General features: G+C 41.5%; 1 protein-coding gene. It reads left to right on the top strand.

The window, feature by feature from the left end:
* The coding region (locus BTV99_RS12515; RefSeq protein WP_143507162.1) for a site-specific integrase at window positions 1–704 on the top strand (704 nt) is incomplete at its 5' end.
* Between the last annotated feature and the right edge of the window lie 39 nt (window positions 705–743).

The following is a 743-nucleotide window of genomic DNA, read 5'->3' on the forward strand; positions in this document are numbered from 1 at the left end:
TAAAAAACCATCCTAACGGTCATGAGCAGACGGTTGCTGGCTTGCAACTGATGACACTATGCTTTGTTCGTACTAAAGAGTTAAGATTTTTTGAATGGTCAGAAATTGACTATCATAAAAATGTATGGCGCATTCCAGCGCATAAAATGAAAATGCGCCAAGATCATATTATTCCTTTATCACCGCAAGCAATTGCGGTCATTGAACGTATGCGTCCCCTAACAGAGCATACAGGCTATGTGTTCTATAACTTTGAGTCAAACAAGACTTATAGTGAAGCATGGTTCAATCAGGCGCTACAGCGTATGGGTTACACAGGCGATCCCTACCCTAAGATGACTGGCCATGGTTTCAGGCAGCTTGCCAGCACAGGGCTGTATGAACTAAAGTTCTCAGAAAATGTTATTGAAATCCAGCTATCTCATCTTGATCAATCGAGTGTTAAAAACCGATACGATCTATCTGCTCACCTTGCTGAACGCCAAGTAATGATGAATCAATGGGCAAGACATATTGAGAACTTACGAACAGGTTGCGCAGTCAATTTTGGTCTATTAAGTCCTGAAGCATTAAATAATGTCATGACAGAAAGAGGTAGGCAGGAAATGCAAATTGTGGCATACGAAAAAGAGACTCTAATTCGCTATTTAAAATCAAAAGGGGTATCGCAAGAGGTACTAGCCAAACTTGCCGAGCAGCTTTAACAACAGCATTTAACAACAAGACGCGCCAGCCTAAAGGCA

This window comes from Psychrobacter sp. Rd 27.2 (assembly GCF_001921755.1).
GTDB lineage: Bacteria > Pseudomonadota > Gammaproteobacteria > Pseudomonadales > Moraxellaceae > Psychrobacter > Psychrobacter celer.